The sequence below is a fragment of the Acinetobacter gerneri DSM 14967 = CIP 107464 = MTCC 9824 genome, from assembly GCF_000368565.1.
GTDB lineage: Bacteria > Pseudomonadota > Gammaproteobacteria > Pseudomonadales > Moraxellaceae > Acinetobacter > Acinetobacter gerneri.
Genome location: NZ_KB849537.1, coordinates 295,731 through 320,121 on the forward strand (window position 1 = coordinate 295,731; position 24,391 = coordinate 320,121).

General features: G+C 39.5%; 21 protein-coding genes. 7 read left to right on the plus strand and 14 right to left on the minus strand.

Annotated features, from left to right (window positions below; translation table 11 throughout):
• Window positions 1-8 precede the first annotated feature (8 nt).
• From F960_RS03065 to F960_RS03085, 5 genes are all read right to left on the minus strand, one after another.
• Window positions 9-980, minus strand: a complete 972-nt coding sequence (locus tag F960_RS03065) for an SPOR domain-containing protein (protein WP_004857354.1) — start codon at window positions 978-980, stop codon at window positions 9-11.
• Window positions 971-2,257: a bifunctional tetrahydrofolate synthase/dihydrofolate synthase gene (gene folC, locus F960_RS03070; protein ID WP_004857357.1), complete on the minus strand. Its 1,287-nt coding sequence runs from the start codon at window positions 2,255-2,257 to the stop codon at window positions 971-973. Before folC ends, F960_RS03065 begins: the two co-directional genes overlap by 10 nt.
• A complete protein-coding gene (gene accD, locus F960_RS03075; RefSeq protein ID WP_004857360.1) occupies window positions 2,254-3,150 on the minus strand; it encodes an acetyl-CoA carboxylase, carboxyltransferase subunit beta in 897 nt (298 codons plus the stop codon). The genes folC and accD overlap by 4 nt, the downstream gene beginning before the upstream one ends.
• Complete coding sequence (gene trpA, locus F960_RS03080) at window positions 3,147-3,950, minus strand: tryptophan synthase subunit alpha (protein ID WP_004857362.1); 804 nt, start codon at window positions 3,948-3,950, stop codon at window positions 3,147-3,149. Before trpA ends, accD begins: the two co-directional genes overlap by 4 nt.
• A gap of 486 nt (window positions 3,951-4,436) precedes the next feature.
• The gene (locus F960_RS03085; RefSeq protein WP_004857365.1) at window positions 4,437-5,480 is read right to left on the minus strand and encodes an AraC family transcriptional regulator; all 1,044 of its coding nucleotides are present in this window, start codon (window positions 5,478-5,480) and stop codon (window positions 4,437-4,439) included.
• 144 nt (window positions 5,481-5,624) lie between these two features.
• Between F960_RS03085 and F960_RS03090 the strand changes: the two genes are divergently transcribed.
• On the plus strand, window positions 5,625-6,500 hold the full coding sequence (locus tag F960_RS03090; protein WP_004857368.1) for a metal-dependent hydrolase: 876 nt from the start codon (window positions 5,625-5,627) through the stop codon (window positions 6,498-6,500).
• Between the two features lie 292 nt (window positions 6,501-6,792).
• On the opposite strand, the gene F960_RS03095 is transcribed toward F960_RS03090, so the two are convergent.
• From F960_RS03095 to F960_RS03120, 6 genes are all read right to left on the minus strand, one after another.
• Window positions 6,793-7,131 (minus strand): hypothetical protein, encoded by a 339-nt coding sequence (locus F960_RS03095; RefSeq protein ID WP_004857369.1) that lies wholly within the window; start codon window positions 7,129-7,131, stop codon window positions 6,793-6,795.
• Between the two features lie 64 nt (window positions 7,132-7,195).
• Entirely contained in the window at window positions 7,196-8,191 is a 996-nt protein-coding gene (locus F960_RS03100) for a DUF2804 domain-containing protein (protein ID WP_004857372.1), read from the minus strand.
• Between the two features lie 59 nt (window positions 8,192-8,250).
• Window positions 8,251-9,381 carry a GGDEF domain-containing protein gene (locus tag F960_RS03105; RefSeq protein ID WP_004857374.1) on the minus strand — a complete coding sequence of 377 codons (1,131 nt, stop codon included), beginning with the start codon at window positions 9,379-9,381 and terminating at the stop codon, window positions 8,251-8,253.
• A gap of 232 nt (window positions 9,382-9,613) precedes the next feature.
• Window positions 9,614-12,004, minus strand: a complete 2,391-nt coding sequence (locus tag F960_RS03110; RefSeq protein WP_004857377.1) for a glucose/quinate/shikimate family membrane-bound PQQ-dependent dehydrogenase — start codon at window positions 12,002-12,004, stop codon at window positions 9,614-9,616.
• A gap of 153 nt (window positions 12,005-12,157) precedes the next feature.
• Window positions 12,158-13,402 carry a carbohydrate porin gene (locus tag F960_RS03115; RefSeq protein ID WP_004857378.1) on the minus strand — a complete coding sequence of 415 codons (1,245 nt, stop codon included), beginning with the start codon at window positions 13,400-13,402 and terminating at the stop codon, window positions 12,158-12,160.
• A gap of 125 nt (window positions 13,403-13,527) precedes the next feature.
• Window positions 13,528-14,646 (minus strand): CaiB/BaiF CoA transferase family protein, encoded by a 1,119-nt coding sequence (locus F960_RS03120; RefSeq protein ID WP_020847014.1) that lies wholly within the window; start codon window positions 14,644-14,646, stop codon window positions 13,528-13,530.
• Between the two features lie 210 nt (window positions 14,647-14,856).
• Here F960_RS03120 and F960_RS03125 point away from each other — a divergent pair, with 210 nt between their 5' ends.
• Complete coding sequence (locus F960_RS03125; RefSeq protein ID WP_004857384.1) at window positions 14,857-15,867, plus strand: AraC family transcriptional regulator; 1,011 nt, start codon at window positions 14,857-14,859, stop codon at window positions 15,865-15,867.
• A 45-nt stretch (window positions 15,868-15,912) separates the two neighbouring features.
• Here the strand turns inward: F960_RS03125 and F960_RS03130 are convergent, their stop codons facing one another.
• The gene (locus tag F960_RS03130; RefSeq protein WP_004857387.1) at window positions 15,913-16,308 is read right to left on the minus strand and encodes a hypothetical protein; all 396 of its coding nucleotides are present in this window, start codon (window positions 16,306-16,308) and stop codon (window positions 15,913-15,915) included.
• A 28-nt stretch (window positions 16,309-16,336) separates the two neighbouring features.
• A complete protein-coding gene (locus F960_RS03135) occupies window positions 16,337-16,945 on the minus strand; it encodes a M17 family peptidase N-terminal domain-containing protein (RefSeq protein ID WP_004857388.1) in 609 nt (202 codons plus the stop codon).
• A 312-nt stretch (window positions 16,946-17,257) separates the two neighbouring features.
• Here F960_RS03135 and F960_RS03140 point away from each other — a divergent pair, with 312 nt between their 5' ends.
• The 5 genes from F960_RS03140 to F960_RS03160 all read left to right on the plus strand — a co-directional run bounded on the left by F960_RS03140 (window position 17,258) and on the right by F960_RS03160 (window position 22,934).
• Complete coding sequence (locus F960_RS03140; protein WP_004857391.1) at window positions 17,258-18,463, plus strand: acetyl-CoA C-acetyltransferase; 1,206 nt, start codon at window positions 17,258-17,260, stop codon at window positions 18,461-18,463.
• Window positions 18,464-18,474: 11 nt separating this feature from the next.
• Window positions 18,475-20,610 carry a 3-hydroxyacyl-CoA dehydrogenase NAD-binding domain-containing protein gene (locus tag F960_RS03145; RefSeq protein ID WP_004857394.1) on the plus strand — a complete coding sequence of 712 codons (2,136 nt, stop codon included), beginning with the start codon at window positions 18,475-18,477 and terminating at the stop codon, window positions 20,608-20,610.
• A gap of 309 nt (window positions 20,611-20,919) precedes the next feature.
• Window positions 20,920-21,174: a hypothetical protein gene (locus tag F960_RS03150; RefSeq protein ID WP_004857397.1), complete on the plus strand. Its 255-nt coding sequence runs from the start codon at window positions 20,920-20,922 to the stop codon at window positions 21,172-21,174.
• Window positions 21,175-21,180: 6 nt separating this feature from the next.
• Complete coding sequence (locus F960_RS03155) at window positions 21,181-22,032, plus strand: patatin-like phospholipase family protein (RefSeq protein WP_020847013.1); 852 nt, start codon at window positions 21,181-21,183, stop codon at window positions 22,030-22,032.
• A gap of 197 nt (window positions 22,033-22,229) precedes the next feature.
• A complete protein-coding gene (locus tag F960_RS03160) occupies window positions 22,230-22,934 on the plus strand; it encodes a hypothetical protein (RefSeq protein ID WP_154650719.1) in 705 nt (234 codons plus the stop codon).
• Between the two features lie 122 nt (window positions 22,935-23,056).
• Here F960_RS03160 and F960_RS03165 read toward each other — a convergent pair whose 3' ends face one another.
• Window positions 23,057-24,292 carry a class I SAM-dependent methyltransferase gene (locus F960_RS03165; RefSeq protein WP_004857404.1) on the minus strand — a complete coding sequence of 412 codons (1,236 nt, stop codon included), beginning with the start codon at window positions 24,290-24,292 and terminating at the stop codon, window positions 23,057-23,059.
• Between the last annotated feature and the right edge of the window lie 99 nt (window positions 24,293-24,391).

Consider the following 24,391-nt stretch of genomic DNA (forward strand, 5'->3'; position numbering starts at 1 on the left):
CGTCTTGCTTAACGTTGATCGAGTGGCACCCAATCAATCACCCATGCAGACTTCATTCCTAAGCTTGCATCACTCGTGATCTTTTTGCGTGCCGCATCTGCTGTGGCACGATCTTTCGAAGGACCGACCATGATACGGATCCCTTTTGACGTCGGGCTTTTCGTTACTTTATAGCCTTTAGCTCGCAATTTTGCTGCAACAGCATCTGCATTGGCTTGGTTAGCTGCCAACGCAACTTGTACCATCCATTGACGATCGCCATTTTCCAAAAGATCACGGGCTTTTTCAGCTTCTGCTTTTTTCTTAGCAGCTTCTGCTTTTTGAGCTGCAGCTTTTTTCTCAGCAGCGGCTTTCTTATCTGCTTCAGCTTTCTTATCAGCCTCAGCCTTTTTCTGTGCAGCGAGTTTTTCTTTATGATCTTTTTCAGCATCAGCCTCTGCTTTGCGTTTGGCTTCATCTGCTTTACGTTTCTTTTCTGCTTCTGCGGTAGCTTGTAAACGCTTCTGCTCAGCTAACTTTTTTTCATTGTCGCTATTTTTATTTTGTTGTGCTGTCTTTGTGTCATCTGCTTTAGATTTGTCAGTCAAATCTTTAGGAGGAATGTTGTCTGAACTTTCTTGTGCAGCGAGTTTTCTAGCATTACGCGCAGCATATTCTTCTGCAGCTTTTTGAGCAGCAGCTGCTTCTGCTTGTTGCTGTAAACGTAGAAACTCAGCAGCTTTGGCTTCTTGCTCAGCAACCGCTTTTTCACGATTACGCTTTTGTTCCTCAAGCAAACGTTTTTCAGTGGCAACATCCACTGTCAAACCTTGTCCTGAAGTCTGAGAAGTTTGTTGATTTTGCTGTACATTTGCAGAAGGAGCGACATCAGTTTTTTGATGCATTTCTTCGTTGCCTTTTAGGAGCAATGCCGCCAATAGCGCACCACCACCTAATAAAACAACGCCACCCATCCAGCGTTGTTTGTTATTCATTGACATTCTTCTAGATACTCCCAGACCGCTTCTAAGGTATGAAACGAACCACACACCAAAATCAGCTGATTATTTTTTGTAGACTCAAGCGCTGATTGAAATGCTGCTTGTACATTTTCAAATTGTTGCACCGTTTCCCCTGCTAATGCGGATGTCAGTTGCTCCAACGGTGCTGCACGTGCAACAGTCAATGGTGCAATTTTCCACATTAATACAGTATTTTTCAATAAGTTGACGACAGAATTTATATCTTTATCTGCCAACATTGAAAAAACGGCGACGACTTCTGTGTATTGTTTATTGTATTCTAAGAATTTTCGCAATTGCTTTAACAAAAATTCAACACCATGCGGATTATGTCCAGCATCAAAAATCACAGTTTTTTCTTGGATTTTCCGAACTTCAAAACGACCTTGTAACTTAGCATTTAAGATCCCTTGGGCAATTGCCTCTTGAGATACTTTTAGTCCGCTCAATAAAATCGCAGCCACTGCTGTAGAAATATTTTCTAGAGCCAAAGCACCCAATGGCAATTTTAAAGTAAGACCTGAGCTTGCAAAATTCCAAGATTGTCCATCTTCGGCATAATCATAAAAGAAATCCCGATTTGCCACATGAAGCTTAGCACCGCATTGTTGCGCTTTATTTTCAATCGCTTTCGGAAGTTCTTGAATGCCCCCAAAAATCACGGGAATATTGGGACGGATGATTCCTGCTTTTTCAAAAGCAATTTTTTCAATGGTATCGCCTAGCCAATCTGTATGATCTAGACCGATATTGGTGATCACAGCTACATTTGGATCAATCACATTGACCACATCTAAGCGACCGCCAAGTCCTACTTCTAAGACCCAAACATCACATTGTTGTTGTTTAAAAATAATAAAAGCAGCCAAAGTGGTAGCTTCAAAAAAGGATAGGCTTAAATCACACGCGCGACGCGCTTGATCGACTTGAACAAAAGCATCAATTAATGTTTGATCATCGACTTCAATACCAGCCAATTTGACCCGTTCATTGAAACGATAAATATGTGGGGATTGATACAACCCAACATTGAAACCTTGTGCATTTAAAATAGCAGCAAGTGTTGTGGTAGTTGAACCCTTACCATTGGTGCCTGCAACAGTAATCACTTTGGCATTTGGCTGAGTTACACCGAGATACTCTGCAACAGGAATGACCCGCTCTAAGCCTAAATCAATTCCTGTAACATGAACATGGCCCCAATAATCGAGCCATGTTTGTAGATGATCAGATTTTAATGGTGCTGTGTTATTCAAGATACGTTCATCAATTTCGCTACAATACGATATACAGTATCACGTAATGCATGACGATGGACAATTTGATCGACCACACCATGATCAAGCAAGAATTCAGCACGTTGGAACGGCTCTTCAAGTTTTTCACGTACAGTTTGTTCGATCACGCGTTTGCCCGCAAAACCGATCATTGCCTTAGGTTCAGCAATGTGTACGTCACCTAACATCGCAAGTGAAGCAGTTACACCACCGTAAACAGGATGAGTCAATACCACGATATATGGAAGACGTGCATCTTTCAATTTTTGGATTGCAGCAGAAGTACGCGCCATTTGCATCAAAGACAACATGCCTTCTTGCATACGTGCACCACCTGAAGCGGCAAAACAAATCAGTGGTTGTTTATCTTTGATTGCTTTTTCGGCAGCTTGTACAAAACGGTCACCAACAACGGTACCCATTGAACCACCCATGAAGTCAAATTCAAAAGCACAAGCAACCATTGGGATATTTTTAATTGTCCCTTGCATCACTACAAGTGCTTCAGTTTCACCAGTTTTCTCTTGAGCATCTTTCATACGCTCAGGATATGGCTTGCTGTCTACAAAATGCAAAGGATCTTTGGCGTGAAATTCTTGACCCATTTCAGTTTTAACTTGATCAAAGAACCAATTTAAACGATCACGCGCTTTCATTTTCAAATGTTCATCACATTGTGGACAAACATAAGCATTGAATGACATCGCAGTACGTGTCACCAAAGCATGACATTCAGGGCATTCAATCGTTGGTTCTGTAAATGTCGCCTTAATCGTTTCTTTTGCATCTGGTACATGGATGCTCGGAATCGGGCGATCTGTCCAAGGTGTCGATGGGCTAAGGATTTTCCCTGATTTCACTTCTTGATTCATACTAACTCATCGAGCGCAGCTCGAAGCTCCTTGACTTTATTTACCGCATGTTCTACGGCTTGTTCTGGTGCTAAATTTGCAAATGGTTTTACAAATGCACTTCCGACAATCACAGCATCAGCCACACTGCCCATCGCCTTCGCTGAAGCAGCATCACTAATCCCAAATCCTACGCCAACAGGAATATCTGTCACTTTCTTGATCTTTTCGATACGTGAAGCCGCATCAGCAGTATCTAAAGTTGCAGCGCCTGTCACACCTTTTAATGATACATAGTAAATAAAGCCACTCGCTTGATTGACTACGTGTTGAATACGTTGATCGGTTGAAGTCGGTGCAAGCAAGAAAATTTGATCCATTGCATACTTTTTCAGTACTACAGAAAGATCATGTGCTTCTTCTGGTGGTAGATCCACCAATAAAATACCGTCCACACCACATTCATGTGCAATCGATACAAATCGCTCATAGCCAATCACTTCGACAGGATTGAGATAACCCATCAAAACGACAGGAGTCGTTGTATCTTTTTCACGGAATGTTTTCACCATATTCAAGGCATCTAAGGTATTTGTTCCAGCAGCCAGAGCACGCTCAGCAGCAAGTGCAATCACTGGACCATCAGCCATAGGGTCGGAAAATGGTAATCCAAGTTCAATAACATCTACGCCCGCATCTACCATCTGATGTAACAAAGGTACTGTTACTTGTGGCTGTGGGTCACCCGCCATAACATAAGAAACTAAAGCTTTACGCTTTTGTGATTTAAGCTCTGCAAAACGGGTAGCTAGACGTGACATAGGGTTGTACTTTCCTTGAATTGTAAATTTGAGGAGTTGTTGTGTTGAAATACAAGAGCCTGCATTGTACCGCTATTTTTTACTCAATAGATAGAGCGCAAAAGTCACGATTCAGCCTCTAAAATTTCAGTGACAACCCAAGAGCTACATTAATCAATATTTTAACTTTTGCTTCAATGATCAAAGCTTCCTAATTTTGTTGTTTTTTAACAGATTTATTTTGTTGCTATTTTAAATCATTCCTTTATTAAGTCATTCATATCAAAAAGCTTTATTTTTATTTTTTTATCAGAATGGCATTGCAAAAGCTCATGTTCGAGCACTAAAGACAAATCAATTGATGGATTATCTTTACAGGCATTAACCTTTAAGCGACAAAACTCGATGCATTTTTCGTTTATCAAAATCACAGTGCTTAAACAGCAAATAAAAGTGAATAATCAAGTGATCGTAAGTATTCAAATGATAAAGCAAGGTCTAGCCCGCTTATGATTTACTTAGGCTATTTAGAACTTTCTTCTTTTGCAATAACGTCTGCCCTGTCAAGGTTTTATAAGCACGTGCCAAAGCGGACTGATCCGAATAACCAAGCTCGAAAGCAATATCGGTCAATGCCGTACCGCTTTTCAATAAAGCATCACAGCGCTTAATCCGTTCAACTTCTAAAATTCGTTTAAAAGAAGAATCATGCTCCGCAAGTTGACGCTGCAAAGTCCGGACAGACACATGTAACTCTTGTGCAATATCTTCAATTTTTGGAGCTTGCTGACGTAGTCTCAAATATTCCGCCAAAATAAAATGTAATTTTTCCGCGACATTACTTTGTTTTGATCGTTGTTGCATCGCAGCTTCAGCTTGAGTGACTAAAAGCTGGATTAAGTTCGGATCAGCCTGCTCAGGTTTCAAATCCAATACTTTATTGGAAAAAATCACTTCATATTCTGCTTGTTCAAACTTCAACTCACAGCCATAAAATGCTTGGTAATATTTGAGCGGCATGCTCGGTTTATTGACAAAACTCATGCGCAATAATGGAAAATTATCTTCAGGAACAAATTGTTTTGCCAAATGCAGCATAGCGGCCAAAGTCACTTCATGTAAGAACACAAACTTTTCGTGGCTCAGTGGACAATGCATACGAATATATTGACCATCTCTTTGATATTTCATCGACGTTATATTGTCGCCATCAATCACTAAACGACTAAAACGAACCACATATTCAATCGCTTGAGCTAGATTTTCACTACGCGAAGCCATATATCCCAACAATCCAAAATTTGCAGGACTGATGCAACGTGCCATCGCAAAAGGTAGATCTGGACTATTTAAATGTTTTTGGGTCAGCTCGATCAACACCATAAAAAATGAATAAGGCGAAAGTTTATCCATCGGCTCAGACAAGATCTGTTCAAGCATTTGGGTCTGTTCAGCGCTCAAAGGCAATGCCGTCCAGTCATCATTTTGCTGGTTTAAATAGGCTTGCCAAAGCTGGAAATAACCATTTGAAATCAGTAATTCATGCTGCATAGCGGTACTCATATTGAGATGCTGATATTGAAATATCAGATTGTCATTTGTCGTAAAATGTATAAAAAATGGCAACATCTGTCAAAACAAACTTGTAAATAAGCGACATACTGAACATATCAATAGCGAAGCCAGTAAAATAAGATGAATGCACTCGTTAAATACCAAGTTGATCCAGTTGTACGTAGCAATCTTGATTTTAAACTTGAACAAGCTCCACGCTTTTGGTTTGGTGGCGACCCATTTAAAACCCGTATGTTTGATGCGCTTAGCCTGACTTTTCCGATTGGAGAGCGTTATTTCATCCAAAGCGTGCGCTTGTTTCGAGATAAGATTAAAGATCCTGATTTACAAAATCGTGTCACAGACTTCATCAAACAAGAAGCTCAGCACGGTATCGCGCATGACAAAATGAACGACATCATGAAGGCACAAGGTATGCCTGTAGATCAGTTTATTGAATATTTATCAGGGCATTTTGCCTACATTTTAAAAAATCGTTCTGCTCAATATAATATCGCCATGACTGCGGCGGCTGAGCATTTAACAGCGCTCATGGCAGAGACATTTTTTAGTAAAAAATCAACACTTGCTGAAGTCGATCCTTTTGTGCGTGCCCTATTTGCTTGGCATTCTATCGAGGAAATGGAGCATCGTGATGTTGCATTTGACGTCATGAAACAAGTCGGTGAGGTGCCAGAATCCACCCGTAAATTTGCTCTGGCTTTTACAACTGCACTGATGTTTGGCTTCACCCTGTATCGTACCAATATCATGCTCAAAAAAGATGGCTTCAATCGTCTTGAGCGTTTAAAACTGGCTCGAAAAGGTTTGCCGTGGTTTTTTGGTAAAACGGGTACTTTATCGCGCATGAAACAGCAATATTTGGACTGGTATAAAAAAGATTTTCACCCAAGCCAGCATGAAGTCATCCGCCAATACCAAGTTTGGGTCGACACGCTTAATGAGACTGATGATCCAATTGCGGCAGGTGAAGCATTTTGGGCTGCGGGTTTATAAGCCGAGCTTTGCTCTGTTCTTAATGTAATAATCTAGACTATGTTTGATACTCAAAGATCTACAACATTAAAAGCTTCTTAGTTAGATATGTGAAGCGTTGGGCTGGTGGATAAGGATAACCTATCCGCCAAACGCTTAGTTTTGCTTATTTTTAACTTAAGAGAAGTGAACCTGAACAAAATTGAAATGCATTTCAAATAAAACGAAAGACGATGTGGTGAATGCCTCAATTTAAACACTAAACAATTAGACCACACGATAAGATCTATAATTTTCAATCTTCTTGATTATTCTATTTCCTATAACAAACTTTGAGTTTCTCTGAACTTTCCTCGATGCATCGGAAGCCTTTACTCAGCTCATCTATGCCATCAAACATTTTCTCTTTAGATAAACCAATCGCTGGTGAACATTCACCAATATCATTACATAAATCTTCTACAAAATAAGTGCGTTGATTCGCCGCAACCAATTTGAGTAGAGTTCCATCCGCTGTTTTAGATTGTGTGATTTGACAGGGTACGATTTGCTTACTTTGATCAAATTTACAGACAGTCTTTTTACTTGATTCCGCATGCAGCAAGGTACTGCTCATAAAGCCAACTAAGCCCCAAAATATGATTTTATGCATCTGTTCTCAATCCTATGTTTTATATTTTAAAGCGTTCGTAAATTTAACTTTGATTTGATAGCAATTACCACTTGGCATAGTGTTGTTCTAATAAAGCGTATTCTCGGTTGAGCTGAATTTTCTCTCCCTGTTCATTTTGAATCGTGCCTGATACTTTCGCCTGCCACTGGCTAAATTGGCTACCGACTAAACGTAAATTGAGATTTTCAAAACGTCGCCAACCTGTTTCAACCATCAAATGCAATCGATCATCGAGTGAACGAATCACCCAATGTTGCTCATCATGTTTTTCAAATAAAACATCTGCAACAGGATAAAGTTCGCCATTGAACCAAAGACAATTTTCATTGCCAAAACTTTCATTGACACCCGAAGCGAGATTTAAACCAATACGATTACCTTCTGCATCCCAAAAATTGCATGAAAGCCAAAACCAAGCGGTTTCAGGGCGTAAAAATCCGCAGGTATCATCCAATGAGGCAAGCGTTTTTTCATTAAAATCAATCTTATTTTTTTGCTTATCGACAAAAAAACCTTCAACTGTAAGTGTGGTTTTCTTTTGCGTATACGTCCATCCATTGATGCCATTGGGTGAGCACAAACTCAATGGTTGAGTCCCTGCACAAAAAATACGGGCTTTTAATTTTTCTTCACCATGCTTGGTCACACGGATATAACGTACACCATTGGCATGTTGCATCTCGATATGAAACGGCGATTTTTCAAAATGACTTTGGTTAAATAAGGGTTGCTCATCCACCACTGTGTTATGCCCCATAAAAGTATTGGCATTCCACTCTAAAACCTGTTGTGTCGCATGATCATAAATATAGATAAAACCATGCCCAGCCCAAGAAATATCCGCAATTGCCACGCCGATACTAAAATCCCCATGCTGGATACTACAAAATTTAAATTTCTTATATTTTAATCGCTTACGCCAACCTGTAAGTACCTTACCATAAGGTGTTTGATAGATATATTTTTCTACGTTGATCGACGTTGGGATATGCTCAAAACGACCATAACGTGGTTGTCCATTGTATTGAATCAAATCCATTTTCTACGATCCTTTGTTATAGAATATCCATTTTTGGATAAATATTAAGCATTTTCTTGCTATAAATCAATTCTTTCGGCAGCATAGACTTGGTTCTTGCCCAACGCCTTTGCTTGGTACAAATGTTGATCGGCTGTTTTAAATAATTCTTCAAATCGAGAAACCGAATCCCCTGAGTGAGTAATCCCAAAACTCGCTGTAATATTTAGATTTGTTGCAGAATTTATGCTGATCTTCTGATGATTTAAATAGTTTTTGATATTATTTGCAAGTCGGATCGTCGCTTCAAGGCTTGTATGAGGCAATAAAATAATAAATTCCTCACCGCCATAACGTATCAGTAGATCTCCATTGCGGGCAAGATTTTTAAGCGCTGAGGAGACAAATTTTAAAACATGATCCCCTGCAAAATGTCCATGTTGATCATTCACGCTTTTAAAGTCATCGATATCCAATATGATCAATCCATAATTTGCAGATATTTGCTCATTCTTAATGGAAGCTAAAAAGTTTTCCAATCCTCTTCTGTTCATCAATCCAGTCAATACATCAACATTGGATAACTCTTTGATCAGTTGGTTTTTTTCATGCCAACTCTGTAAACAGAGGTCTAAAAGCCATACTGTAACAAAACAATAAGCCAGCGTGTAAATTGTTGAATTAATAATATAAAAATGCTCTAGTTCAGGAACAAAAACACTATGTGGCCTAATCGCTGGCGCATAAGAAATGGTACCGTGTAACGTTAAAAGGATCGCCACAATAAACATCACAGAAGTCGTAATAATACCGCTATAAACGACTTTTCTCGGAAATAAAATCATCCCGATCAAACATGTTCCAATAAAAATCACGCCATTGGTAATATTTAAAATCCCAACTGCAATGGCAGTAAACATTAAAGAAATAGAATAATAATTAAGTGAAAAATATGTATAAAATCTTTGATATTTATTATATTTTTTAAGCAAATGCCCAATCCAAATCAAAGTTAATCCGATCAAGACAAAAGCAATGAGATAATATTGTGCTTTCAATAAAAAGCTTTGATTTGCCAATGGATGATCTATGAAACGATTGATCAGTGGTAACAAACCAAGATCCATAAATACTGAAAATGACAATATTAATTGTGTCTTGGCAACTTCTGACCAATCTAAGACCCGACTTAAAATATTTTTAATTTTCAATCAAGTTTCCTTTTTTAGCTATCCACATTGCTGCATCTAGCGACGAGTTGATTGAGTTTATCGCTTTACTTTGCTTGTAAATATTCTATTTGCTTCATATGCATAGTGTATGAAAATTCATGTAACTTGCAAATTATTTATATTGCTCAGCTTTCGCTTTTTCTAAATATTTATGGATAAAAAAACCAGAAGCGAACTTCTGGTTTTTTATTTAAATTGAATTGATAAGTCATTAATCTAGTGCATAAGCAACCAGTGAATCACCCATTTTCGTACCAAAAGATCCATGACCACCGGCCATAATCACCACGTACTGTTTGCCATTAATGGCATAAGTCATTGGTGTCGCTTGACCGCCCGCAGGTAAACGACCTTTCCAAAGTTCGTCACCATTGGTTACATTGATCGCACGGATATAGTCATCTTGAGTCGCACCTACAAACATCAAATTACCTGCTGTAGATATTGAACCACCAAGCATTGGAACACCCATTTTAAATGGCGGTAATGGAATGCCCGGTAAGCTATCACGGACTGTACCAATACGACGTTTCCAAGCGACTTGATGTGTTTTCAAATCTACGCCAGCAACATAGCCCCATGCAGGTTGTTTACAAGGTAAGCCTAATGGCGATAAGAATGCATTGATTTCTACACCATATGGTGCGCCATACATTGGTTGTACGCCTTGTTCTGTACCTGCACCTTTCGCTGTATGCGGACGATTTGGATCGGCAGGAATCAGTTTAGTCACAAATGGCAAGCCAATAGGATTCATCACTGCAATTTGACGATCAGGGTTGACTGACATGCCGCCCCATTCAAATACACCAAGGTTACCTGGGAAAACGAGTGTTCCATTTTCTGAAGGTGGTGTATAGATACCGTCATAGTTCAAACGTTTAAAGGAAATACGACACATCATTTGGTCAAACATGGTTGCGCCCCACATTTGTTTATCTGTCAATTTCTCTTTAGGTGCTAGATCGAAATCAGAGAATGGTTGTGTAGCAGAATAATGTTCGCCTTTGGTTTGTGGACCAAATTTAACTGTTTGTGGTACTGGTTTTTCTGTAATCGGCACAATGGCTTTACCATCACGGCGATCAAGTACAAAAGCATTACCAGTTTTGGTCAAGACATAGATCGCAGGAACTTTTTGTCCGTTGACATTGATATCAGCCAATGACGGTTGCGATGGTACATCCATATCCCAAAGGTCATGATGTGTCGTTTGGAAATTCCACACCAACTTACCTGTGCTCGCATTTAATGCAAGCATCGAGTTTGCATAACGCTCTTTCAATGCAGAACGGTCACCGCCCCAAATATCTGGTGTACCTACACCTGTTGGCACATAGACAATATCGAGTTTGGCATCATATGCCAATGGAGCCCACGCATTTGGTGAGTTATTAACAAAGGTTTGACCCGGTGCAGGAATTGCATTCGGATTTTCAGCACCTGTATCAAATACCCATAGTAAAGCACCAGTATTGACGTCATAACCACGAATGACACCAGAAGGTTCTTTGTTTGAGAAGTTATCCGTAGTTGATCCACCGATAATAATCGTTGTGCCTGTAACGACTGGTGGAGAAGTTGGGATATAACCGCCTGGATATGGATATGGCATATCTTTTTGTAGATCAACTTGACCATCATGACCAAAATCGCTACATGCCTTACCTGTATCCGCATTGACTGCGACTAAACGACCATCATTGACCGGTAAAATAATTTTACGAGGACATTCTGTAGAGCTTGATTTTTTGTTTTGCAAGCTTGCAGCAAAACCTGCAGTATTGCTTGCATCAAAATAAGAAACGCCACGACAAGTCAAATGTTGATACGTATTATCTGCTTTCAGTTTTGGATCATAGACCCATTTTTCTTTACCTGTTGCAGGATCTAATGAAATCAATCGTTGATGTGTCGTACAAATATACATGTTATTGCCGACTTTGATTGGTGTTACCTGATTGGTTGTTTCACCCGAATCATTGTCAGTTTTAACTTCGCCGGTATGATAAGTCCAAGCGACTTTTAGATTTTTGACATTTTTGTCATTGATTTGATTGAGTGGAGAATAACGTACTCCCTCTTGAGTTCGACCATAAGCTGGCCAATCATCATCAGCAACACCGAGAGTAGGCTCAACCGTTGCAGGCTGTGCTGTTGTAAGCGTACCACGTACTTCTTGCGGATCATTAAAGAGTGAATAAATCATCACTAAAATGGTCAGCGCCAAAGAACCTGTAAGCGCAAGTTTTGCACCCGAGCTTTTAACAAAACCACGAGTTACGGCAGGAATTAACAACACCAATCCCCAAACACCCAATATATCGAGTCTTGGAGCAAGTGCATAGAAATCTGATCCGACTTCCCATAGTCCCCAAATCACAGAGGCTAAAACGAGAAATGCATAGACCAGAAGAGCTGAACTTTTATAGCGTTGAAGTAAAATGGCTGTGGCTAAAAATAAGATCCCAGCAAATATGTAATACCAAGATCCACCTATAGCTGCCAGCCAAATCCCACCAATCAATAAAAACAAACCAAATATCGCAGAAACAACCACGACAAAAGTTCGAAATCCTGAAGGTTGAGATGGATTTGTCATAGTAACCACCTTTATTTTCTTAGATTTTAACTTTCCAGCCTGAAAGCGGCATGGAACCAATTGTTGTTTTTAGTGCTTGAATTTTGAATCAGTTTGTCTTTGGATACATTGCATATTTTCAGATCAAGCCTAATTCAAAATTCAATCTAAAAACTAGAATGCTGTTACGAGCTTAATACCGCCTACCCAAACATTTTCACCATGATCATAAGCACCGACATGGCGGACATATTGGATATTTGGTCGAACCGTTAACCAGTTTGTTGCATGTACGCCATAATAAATTTCGGCATTATATTCACTATCCAATTGATTATTGAGATCGTCATTCGCTTCAATACGAGCAACACCCACCCCAATATCATCTTTAGGTCGTGCATCAAGTAACCCCTTATAAACCAATCCAATATTTTGCATATTGTTAACACTATTGGTTTTTGAGTCATGCACTGTCACATTGACAAAGCCCGTCAAACCACGGTTTGCATCACCATGATGAGCTGTCAGTTGTTGTTTCAATACCAACCAGCCACCTTGTTTATGGTCAGTTTGGCTTGGATTTTTGATTTCTTCAGCATCGGCTGTGCTGTAATAATAGCCCGCACGATATTCACCCGGTAATGCGCCTTGACCTAGATCAAGTTTGGGTTGCCATACCACTTCTAGAGGAATAATCGCACCATGTGAGCCGTCAGTACTCAAATTCCAGCCTTTGCCACGTTTTAAATTTTCAGGGTTATATTCATAAACCCCGACTTGAGCAAATACTTCTGGCGTTAAGTTGTATTTCACACGTGCTGCCCATTGGCTAACAGGCCAGTTATACCATTGGTCGCCAACCCAGTTACCTACTTGCGAGCCGCAAAGTGCCAGATTTTGAAAGTCACAGTCAAAAGTATTGAAGTCTTCGCCTTCACCAAAACGACCGACTTTAACATCTAGCTTTTGATCTAAAAATTTCTTTTTGATCCACAAATCAGTTAAACGCCAAGTCTGACCACGTCCCCAAACTTCTTGAGTCGAACTAAGGTGTCCTTGCAAAGCTTCTGAACGCTGTGACAATGAACGACCATTACGCTCAGTCACTGTGATCTGAGCTTCAGTATCTTTCCAACCTGCAATTTTTTCTAGATCCAGATGAGCGCCTAAGGCAAACTGATCCGAATACTGTGTAGGATGCCCGCCACTATGCTTTGCATCCCACTGATTGGCGAGTTCACCTGTATAACCGAAACTAAAATCATAACCCTGTTGCTGTAACGCAGTTCTTTGACCATTCCAATCGCCCAACATCCATTGACTATTTGGATCAAAGGCATCTGCTGCGAAAACGGAACTGGATAAACCAAGAGATACAAGACTGATATAGAGACATTGATTTCTACTTAATCTCTTCATGATTGCTAACCTTTATATCTTATTGTAATTATTTATTATGTTACGCTTTATTATTAAGTAACAATTCATACAAATTGTTACTTTTATGATTAAATTGTAATTTTAGCTTAATAGTGCGGAGATAATCACCATTTTCCCTCATCTAAAGCTTGACCAACAAACTTATACTCGGCATTTGAACGAGAAAATTTGATCGGAAATGCCAACTGAGCTTCGGTTTCAGGGGAGCCAAGTTTAAGTGGAACTTGAGCGACCCATTCACGCTCCGAAGACAATTCAGAATCAAGTGCTTCTTCGAGTTTCAAGACAGGTTCTACACACACATCTAAACTAGAAAACAGCTTTTTCCAAGCATTCAATGTTTTGCTCTTAATTTTATCAGCGATCGCCTGCTTAACTGCTTGACGATCGTCGAGATCAAAAGAAGCTCCTTTTTCCAATAAAATAGGCAACTCCAATGCCATGGCTAGCCCAGACATAAACTGAGGCTCTAAGCTACCAATAGAGAGGTATCGACCATCACTGGTTTCATAATAATCATAGAATGTTCCACCATTTAATGCTTCAGTTTCAGCTTGCTGTAGCTGACCACCCGCCAAGCTTGCAGAGGCAGCCATACTGTTTAAGCCCACCACACAATCCGTCATGGAAATATCAATATATTGCCCCAAACCGCTCGTTTGTCGTTCCACTACTGCCGCTAAAATCCCGATCACAGCATGCAATGAACCTCCTGCAACATCAGCAATTTGGATACCCATCGGCGGTGGACCACTGGCTTTACGTCCACAATGCCCTGCTATGCCTGACAAAGAAATATAGTTAATATCGTGACCCGCTTTATCTTTAAAACTTCCCGTTTGACCATATCCCGTGATCGAGCAATAAATTAGTTTAGGGTTAATTTCAGACAAAGTTGCATAATCAAGTCCTAGACGTTGCATCACCCCCGGACGGAACTGTTCCACGACGATATCGAATTCTGATATTTTTTGTTTAACCAATTCAACATTGTTTGGATCCTTTAAATCCAATGCAATAGATTGTTTATTGCGGTTCAAATAACTATGCGATGTTGCCTGCCCATTTGCATACGGTGGCATGATTCGAATGAGATCTGGACGAGTCGGAGATTCGATATGCACGACTTCGGCACCCATATCAGCCAAATACATCGTCGCAAAAGGTCCCGGTAATAAAGTTGAAAAATCGAGTACTTTCAATCCATTTAAAGCTGTTGTCATACTTATTTTTACCAATTTTATGTTGATTATTACCCCATAATAGAAATATAAATCTCTTAAAACAATGTCATGTTCAGCCATTTACCTTGATCATTTCGGCAATTTATGATGTAAAAAGAGCATTTACCTTGCTGTAAATTGCCAATTTATATTTTTTATGCGTCATTTAGGTCAATGCGAGTGAACACAAAAGAAACTGAAGGATTAAACATGAGCCGTGATACGATTAGTATCCATTTCGTGAATGCTGCCCTCACAGGCGTTAAGCATCTAGGCATGGATGTTGAAACATTATTATCACACGTAGGGATTGAGGCTGAGCTTCTTCGTCAACCTAAGGCGCGTATTTCACCAGAACAATATACTCGCTTTGTGAAAATGTTATGGATGGTGACGCAAGATGAACACGTGGGTTTTGATATTCAACCACGTCGTTTGGGCAGTTTTGCCATTATGTGTCAGTTGATTATTCACGCAAAAACTTTGGGGGATGCACTGGAGCTTTCATCGCAATTTTATAAATTGTTCGGCGATGAATGGTCCGTATCTTTAGAGCGTGATAAACACGAAGCACGTCTTGTTCCACTGATTCCAAAAACCATGGACCCTGATCATTTCATCACTGAAAGTATGTTGATGATTTGGCATGGTTTGGCTTCTTGGTTAATTGAACGTCGTATTCCACTTGAGCGTGTTCATTTTGGATATCCTAGACCCAATCATGCAGATGAATATGATGCCCTGTTCTTTGCACCTGTGATGCAGTTTGATATGCCTCGTACAGAGATCACTTTTGCTGCGGACTATCTAGATTTACCGATTCGCCAAGATGATGCATCTTTAGAAGAGTTTTTAAAGGCTGCACCTGCACAGTTATTGGTGAAGTTTAAAAATACTAACTCTCTCACTTCACGTATTCGTGAAGTCTTGAAGAGTCAAATCGGTGAGGAAATGCCAACATTGAATGATGTCGCTTCAATGTTGTATTTATCTCCACAAACGCTACGTCGTCGCTTAGCTGCGGAAGGTAAAAGCTATCAAGGTGTCAAAGATGCCTTACGTCGTGATGCTGCGATTCACCTATTGTTAAATCCAGATTTGACGTTGGAAGATGTCGCTCAACAAGTAGGCTTTAGTGAAACTTCAACTTTCCACCGTGCCTTTAAGAAATGGACTGGTGTAACACCTGGCTTATATCGTCAGTTGCATGGTTATCACTAAAAAATGATCTTTGAAATAAAAAAGCCTAGTTGATCCTAGGCTTTTTTACTGATCTTTCGTCATAGTTAACTCACCATTTTCATCAACCAAAATATTAAAACGTCGCTCTGAATCCCGATCAAGCATCACAAGCCCTGAAGTTCCCTCATTATTTAAAAATAAATAGTTTGATGCACCATTAGCATGATCAAATTTGAGATGCGTGCCTTTAGCGTCGACTTCAAGCTTGGTTGACGCATATTGCTGATTGGGATTATTCAACACAATTGCTGGAAATCCTTGCTCATCTAGCTTTAAATCTAAGTTTATATTTCCAGATGGATCCAAAAGTTGAAATGATGGAAAACCTTTTGCCGTTGATAAAACCATTCGAGTTTGACCTTTTTCATCAACTAAATGTATTTCCTGAGCTTTTATCAATTGATCGTGTTCTGCTGACATCGTTTACTCCAAATCTAAGATATTTTGTTTATTTGTTTAAATCTGCAAAAGCCTGCTTAAAACGTTGTGCTTTTTCATCAAATTTATTTAGACCAGCATCAAAAGACCAATACTCAATTTTTAGGTATGGATTTAAGCCTAATTCACTGATACGAATCTGAGCTTCGAGTTCTTTTTTCAATGCTTTTAACATGGCAGCATCCAAATCTCCTTGGATTTCAACACCGCTGTCTAAAAGGCTAGGTGCAAAAGCAACACTCCGAAATTGATGTTGTTGGGCAGTTCTCAAAGCAACTGCAACGGCATCTGCGCTAGATTGAACTGACCATTGTTCTGGATTTCCCATACCAATAACAAGCAAACATTTGGCTTTGATTTCTGACGAAGGCAAAGTAATGAAAAGGGTTTCTCCTTTTTCAGCCTTAAATTGACCGCCTTGACGTAAGTTAAGCAATGCATTGTCTAAAGCTTGATTTAAATGTGCTAAGCCTCCGATAGGCTCTGCTTTGCCTAATTCATGACTAAACATACAGGCACAAGACAAATCAACTTCTGCATCTACACCATCCCAAGCCACCAAGGCGATTTCAACACCATGTAATATTCCGATCTGCTGTTTTGCGATTTGTTCAGACAATTTTTGGCTCCTTATTTCTACTTAGAAAGAGATTTAGGATTTATTTCGAAAAATAATTTTTTAATCAATCAATGCTTCACTTTCACCCTATCCCATTTTTATTTATTCGGCTTTTTTTTGAACAAAAAGCACACAACAGCAATACAGTAAAATGTTTGAGCTAGAGTTGAAATGATTCACTCGAAAGATTTGTCTCATCACAATTGACCAAAAATATCACTTGACCCATCCGTTCTCGTCATTGCACTTCAGCACCGAATGATTAGACTCAAAAACACCATAACAAATTTATTTGAATAAAAAGGAAATCGTATGAGCGAGGCATATATCATTGACGCCATTCGCACGCCACGCGGAAAAGGGAAAAAAGATGGTTCACTATATGAGGTGAAACCTATTTCTTTACTGATTGGCTTATTACATGAATTAGAAAATCGCCATCATCTCGATACTTCGAAAGTAGATGATATCGTTTTAGGTTGTGTGACACCTGTTGCCGATCAAGGTGGGGATATTGCCAAAACTGCTGCTATTGCTGCAGGTTGGAATGATGACGTTGCAGGGGTTCAAATCAACCGTTTCTGTGCTTCAGGGCTTGAAGCAGTGAATTTGGCTGCACAAAAAGTACGTTCAGGTTGGGAAGATTTGGTTGTTGCAGGTGGCGTAGAATCTATGTCACGTATCCCGATGGGTTCAGATGGCGGTCCTTGGGCACTTGCCCCTGAAACCAACTTGGCTTCGCATTTTTTACCACAAGGCATCGGTGCTGATCTGATTGCAACTTTAGATGGCTATAGTCGTCAAGATGTAGACGAGTTTGCAGTCAATTCTCAAAAGAAAGCTGCTGCAGCCCAAGCCAATGGTTATTTTGATCAATCAGTTGTGCCTGTAAAAGATCATTCTGGCGTGATGATTTTAGAAAAAGATGAATTTATCAAAGCAGGTTCAAGCGTTGAAGGTTTGCAAAAACTCAATCCTAGCTTTGAAATGATGGGGCAAATGGGCTTTGACTCTGTTGCACTGCAAAAATACCCAGAAGCTGAAAAAATAAATCACGTGCATCATGCAGGTAACTCGTCTGGTATCGTTGACGGTGCTGCACTGGTACTACTTGCATCTGAAAAAGCGGTCAAAGAACAAGGCTTAAAACCACGTGCCAAAGTTTTAGCAACGGCACTGGTCGGTACTGACCCAACTATTATGTTGACTGGCCCTGCACCTGCTGCTCGTAAAGCACTAGAAAAAGCAGGTTTAACGATTGATGACATTGATCTCTTTGAAGTCAATGAAGCATTTGCAGCGGTTGTGATGCGCTTTATCAATGAACTCAAAGTCGATCCGAAAAAAGTCAATGTGAATGGTGGTGCAATCGCAATGGGTCACCCACTAGGTGCGACTGGCGCGATGATTTTAGGAACATTGCTCGATGAGCTTGAGCGTCAAGGCAAAAAACGTGGTTTAGCAACACTATGTGTTGGCGGTGGTATGGGTATCGCAACCATCATTGAGTTGGTATAAGGAGAATAACAATGAGCGCAATTCAATACGAAAAAAATAGTGATGGCATTGTTATTTTAACCATGGACTCACCCAACCAATCTGCAAACACCATGAATGCAGACTTCCGTGTAGCTTTGGAAAATGTGGTCAGCAAACTCAAATCAGAAACAGATCTTAAAGGCGTAATTTACCGTTCAGCGAAAAAAACTTTTTTTGCTGGAGGTGACTTGGATGAGCTGATTTTGGCGACGCCAGATAAAGCAACAGAATTTTTCAACATGACAGCAGAACTCAAAGCTGATCTACGTGCCATCGACACCTTAGGCGTACCAGTTGTTGCTGCAATCAACGGTACGGCTTTAGGCGGTGGTTGGGAAATTGCGCTGAGTTGCCATTATCGTATCGCACTGAATGACCCTAAAACCAAACTTGGTTTGCCTGAAGTGACTTTAGGTCTACTACCGGGTGGTGGTGGTGTGGTTCGTATGGTGCGTTTGCTTGGTCTGCAAAATGCATTTCCATTTTTGATGGAAGGAAAACAATTTGGTGTAGAAAAAGCCAAATCTTTAGGACTTGTCAATGAATTGGCAGATTCTGAACAAGATATGCTGGACAAAGCAGTTGCTTGGATTAAAGCCAATCCAAAGTCACAACAACCTTATGATGTCAAAGGTTACAAAATTCCGGGGGGAGATCCGAAAACTCCTGCAGTTGCTCAAGTTCTTGCGATTGCACCTGCCATGCTTCGCGACAAAACCAAAGGTTGCTACCCTGCGCCTGAAGCGATTATGTCAGCAGCAGTTGAAGGTGCTCAAGTTGATGTAGATACTGCATTTCGTATCGAAAATCGCTACTTTACTCAACTTGCGACAGGTCAAGTGTCTAAAAACATGATCGGTACATTCTGGCATGGTTTAAATGCAATCAAGTCAGGCGCAAGTCGACCTAAAGATGTTGCAAAATGGCAAGCGACTAAAGTTGCTGTGCTTGGTGCAGGCATGATGGGTGCGGGTATTGCTTATTCTACGGCGATCAAAGGTATCCCTGTCATTCTCAAAGATGTATCGCTTGAAAATGCAGAAAAAGGCAAAGCCTATAGCCAAAAACTACTTGATAAAAGAGTTTCTCAAGGTCGTATGACGGCTGAAAAACGCGATCAGATTTTAAGTTTAATCACCCCAACTGCAAATGCAGAAGATTTAAAAGGTGTAGACCTAATCATTGAGGCTGTCTTTGAAAATCATGAGCTTAAAGCCAAAGTGACACAAGAAGCAGAACAATATTTGGTTGAAGGTGGCGTATTTGCATCAAATACCTCTACCCTGCCAATCACAGGTTTAGCCAAAGCCAGCAAAGATGATAAAAGCTTTATCGGCTTACATTTCTTTAGCCCTGTAGACAAAATGCAATTGGTAGAAATCATCAAAGGTAAAAATACCTCTGCTGAAACACTAGCGAAAGCTTATGACTATGTGCAACAAATTGGTAAAACACCGATTGTGGTGAATGACAGCCGTGGATTCTTTACCAGCCGTGTATTTGGAACATTCGTTCAAGAAGGTTTACGTCTACTTTCAGAAGGCGTACATCCTGCCAAAATCGAAATGGCAGCACTTAAAGCAGGTATGCCTGTCGGTCCACTTGCGATTCAAGATGAAGTATCTCTAACGCTATCTGAGCATGTTGCAAAAGAAACGCGTGAAGCACTCCAAGCAGAAGGCAAAGATCTGCCACGTTCAGGAGCTGATGACGTGATTGAAAGCATGATTCACCAGTTCAATCGTAAAGGTAAAGCGGCAGGTGCAGGTTTTTATGAATATCCTGAAAATGGCAAAAAACATTTATGGGATGGCTTAAGCCACTGGAATAAAAACACGCCGATCGCTGAACAAGAAATGATTGATCGTTTCCTCTTCGTTCAATCACTCGATACTTTACGCTGCTTAGAAGAAGGTGTTTTAGAATCTGTGGTCGATGGTAATGTCGGTTCTATTTTTGGTATTGGATTTGCGCCATGGACAGGCGGTGCACTACAATTTTTAAATCAATATGGTTTAGAAAATGCGCTGAAACGTGCCAATGAGCTTGAAGCAAAATATGGCGAGCGTTTTAAAGCACCACAAAAGCTAAAAGATGCTGCTGCTTCAAATCAGCCAATCAAATAATCAGCCAATTAAACCATCAATATTAAAAATGCCTAATCAACTGATTAGGCATTTTTTAAGGTTTGTGGTCTTTACACATAATTTATTGCGAATTAACAAGAACATTCATGATAAAAATCAAATATTTAATATGGGAAAATACTAAATTCATCTGATATATAAAATACTATTCACATGATAGTTAAATAATTGCTTATAAAAAATACACTTAATTTTAATACGTCTTTTAAAATATTTTAATCCGATTTTGCTTGGATTTATGATATAAAGTAACACTATCTTCCATTGTAAAGCTGAAAGGTCCATCTTATGAGTAGTATTACTTCTTCAGAGAAAAAAGGTTGGAAAGCGATTCTCATTGCCACGATTCTTAGCTGTTTTTTCTTGGGCTTTTTCTACTTAGCAATGACCAATGAACCGGACTATATGCCAAGTCAAAAAAACAAACAAACGGCTACTCATCAAATGAATGGTTCATCAGAGCAAACTCAGCATTCAAATATGCAAATGTCTGATGCTGAAATGAAAAATATGCAACACGACGGCGAAAACGCACACAAATAATCTGCAATGAAAATATCTAGAAATGCCCTCATCGTTGAGGGCGGCGGTATGCGCGGGTCATTTACCTGTGGCGTATTGGATGCCTTTTTGGCTGAAAATTTCAATCCATTCGATGTTTTTGTGGGTGTATCTTCGGGCTCAACCAATATGGCAAATTATCTTGCCAAGCAAAAAGGTCGTACCATCAATTTTTATTTAGATCACTCTCTACGTCCCGAATTTATACGTTATGGACGTTTTCTAAAAGGCGGTGATCTACTTGATTTAGAATGGATGTGGAATGTTGTTGAACAAGAAACTCCACTTGATCAACACACTTTATTTGAGCAAAACCCTGATTTTTATATGGTATTGACCCATGCTAGAACAGGTTCAGCCGAATATCTTCGTGCGGGTTCAGACAATATCATTGATGGTCTACGTGCTTCGAGTTCGATTCCTGTCCTGACACGCCATGCCGTTGATGTTATGGGTGAGCCATACTTTGATGGTGGTGTTGCCGATGCTTTGCCAGTGAAATGGGCAGCTAGTCAGCAAGACGTCGAAAATGTCATGGTGATTCGTACTCGCCCTGAAAATTATTTCAAGGCTGGTAGCAAAGGCGATCAATTTTTAGCAAAGTATTTGTATAAAAATAATCGAGGCTTTGCGCAAAGTTTGCAAACCCGATGCGATCGTTATAATGAAGCTGTTGATTTTATTCGACAAAATCAGCAACAACGCATCATTGAAATCTGCCCACCTGATGACAAAAAACTGGCAGGAAGACTCTGTAAAGACCCGAAAAAACTACAGTACAGTTATCAAGTCGGTTTAGAAACTGGGTTAAATGCAATTGAAAAATGGCATCAGAAATAACTTTCGGGTTATTTCTTTTCATTTAAGACTAATTTCAGTCAATCCTCTTAAATCCTGATATTTACGTGATCTTGAGTTGGTTGATGAAATATCAATGCAAATGCATAAACATTAAAAAAACTAAAAAATTAAACCAATCTAAATGAAATATGTTAGTTTATTCTCATTCAAAAAATGCTTTCAATGACGAAACCACGATGAAAAAACTGACAAAAATTATTTTACCTTTGACCTTCCTACTTGGTACCTCTTTTGCGCATGCAGATCAAGCTGAAATCAATCGAGCGAAAAGCTTGGCGAGCTATATGATCCTTGCACTTAGTCCAAAACAAAATGAGAGTAAAGACAATATCATCAAATTTACCGCAGCAATTGCCAATATTTCCAATGCTGAAGCAGCGAAAAGACTACAAGAATCACCATCTATTCCAACGCCTGCAGAACAACTAAAAGCCAGTGTATTTGAAGAAATCACCGATCCAAAAGATCAAAAACTTGTGGGTAGTGCAATTGATAATTTTATCAATGCGCAAAGCGATATTATGCGTAGTTGCCAAGTCCAGCCAAAAGTCACCCAACCCGATGCCAATAGTTACAACATTCCTTTGAAATGTAAGATTCCAAATATCAACTGGGATAGCGTGAAAAAACCTGAGGTGAATGAAAAGGAAAGCAAAGCCGTCACTTTTGCTAAATTGATGAATTGGACAGCAACACTTCTAAAAACATCTCCAAGCCAAGCATTTGATACTGCAATTTTACTGCACAAAGAAGACGAACAGCTTGTACCTGAGATGGATGATCGTCGTTACTTCCCTGGCTCTTTAGCAAAAATGATGGGTGCAGAAGACGATTCGGAAGAGCCATCTATGGATGATCAAGGTGAAGATGCTGCTGATTAAGCATTTAAAATCAGATTACTTTTATTAAAGAAAAAGCAGTCAATTGACTGCTTTTTTTCATTTATCGTTTTTGAAATGTGCAACAACCCAATATAGCAAGCTTCGATATCAAACAGCCAAATCTAACATTTACACCCTACATCTTGGATTTCAAGTTGATCGTTGAGTAACAATTCTAAGCTATGCTTTTGGATACCATACATGCTTTTCAGTGCTGCAATTTGTTGTAAAACTTTTTGATCTGGAGCTTTAAAATCTTTGCGTTTTGTAGCCAAAATCATTTTATTTTTACTGGTATGTTCGAGTGCCACAAACTCAAAAACTTTAGTGTCATAGCCATAAGCTTTGAGCAATAAAGCACGAATCGTGTCTGTTAGCATTTCAGCCTGCTGCCCTGCATGTATCCCGAACTGCAACATTGGCTTCAATACTTCTGGGCTTTGCAACTGTGGTCGTAGCTCTTTATGACAACATGGCGCGCACATGATCATTGAAGCATTTAAACGAATGCCTGTATGGATCGCAAAATCAGTTGCGATATCACATGCATGCAAGGCAATCATCACATCTAAATGTTCAGGATGATATGTACGCACATCACCTTGGAAAAAATCCAAATGTTCAAAACCGACTTTTGTCGAGATATTTTGGCAAAATTCCACCAAATTTGAACGTAATTCAACGCCTGTAATATGTGGCATTTTATGTTTTTGTTCTTTTAAATAATCATATAAAGCAAAAGTGAGATAGCCTTTGCCTGAACCAAAATCTACAATTCTGATTTCATCCTGTTCCGCATTGATTTGATCAAAAGCACCGGAGAAAATTTCTACAAATTTATTGATCTGTTTCCACTTTCGCGCCATGCTCGGCACGATATTGGATTTTTCATCGGTAATGCCTAAATGCTGAAGAAATGGACGATGTTGTTCCACATAACGATTTTTCTCACGGTCATGAGCAATCACCGCTTCATTTTTTTGCGTCGTAGTTTTATTTGAGTTTGGATTTTTATGAATACTCAGCATGGCTTTTTTCTTATTTTTTTTGAGCTGAATCTCAGCATCCTGACTAAATAAATTGGCTTGCTTACATTCGGCCAATAGAGGTGAAATGATGTTCAATGCCTCACCAATAGGATAATTTTTAGTGATGTCTTGGGTCTTATACTTATATAGGCAGCTTAAAAATTGTTCATTTTGTAGCAAAATGACTCTAAAGTTCATTTTCTCTAACTCAGCCAACTCGCCTTTATATTGACTTAAAACTAAGCGATCAAAACTTTGAGTTTCAATGGCTTGCTGAACTTCTTGCAGAAATTGCTGTTCTTGTGTTGAAAGATCGACCACTGATGACATATTTTAAACTCAAATCTATTTACGTTTTTATTTTAAAACTTCTTCGCATAAAGGTAAAACTTACATTATTATACAGTTGTATTTTTAAGAAAATTTATA